We start from the raw sequence: 647 nt of genomic DNA on the forward strand, positions 1-647 counted from the left end.
GGTCGCGTTCCCTCCGCGTCCACGCTCCGTCGGCACGTCCGTGGACGCGCGGCCCGGGCCCGGCGTTTCAGCCCCCTGGGCGCCGGGCCCCGTGGCGGCGGGAGGGGTGTGATGGACGTGATCCAGATCACGCCGGGCCGCCTTCGCCGGGCGCAGCGCGCGTTGCGGTGGGCAGAGGCGTATCGTGCCGGCGAGAGCGTGACGGACATCGCGGCTCGGGATGATGTCCACGCCGATGTCGTTCGCTGGACGCTCAAGCGCCTTGGCATCGAGATCGAGTACCGCCTCTCCGAAGCAGCGAAAGAGCGCCGGCGGCAAATGGCGCGACGGACATTCGACACCAGCGCTCAGCGTATCGGGCTGCGCGCCGAACGAGTGCGGCGCCGCAATCAGCAGTGGGCCGAGGAATACGCCGCCGGGGCGTCGCTCCAGCGGATCAGCGAGCGGCACGGCGTGTCGTACCAGCGAGTGCAGCAGGTGCTCCGGGCCGGCGGCGTCGAGATGCGCCCCCGGGGGCGCCCTGCCATCGCCAAAGCCGCCGCAACACGCGAGCCCCGCCGCCCGACCTGCCCGCCGCACATGCGCCGCCTCTACAACAAGCTCCGCGCCGCCGGCATCAGCCGCGAGGCCGCGCTGGCCGAGGTCCT

General features: G+C 73.3%; 1 protein-coding gene. It reads left to right on the forward strand.

All coding sequences use genetic code 11. The annotated features are described in order from the left end of the window. Positions 1–111: 111 nt before the first annotated feature. On the forward strand, positions 112–647 hold a 536-nt coding region (locus M0638_RS28335; protein WP_248670307.1), incomplete at its 3' end, for a helix-turn-helix domain-containing protein.

The sequence above is a fragment of the Roseomonas acroporae genome (assembly GCF_023223525.1).
In the GTDB taxonomy this organism is placed as follows: Bacteria; Pseudomonadota; Alphaproteobacteria; order Acetobacterales; family Acetobacteraceae; genus Roseomonas_E; species Roseomonas_E acroporae.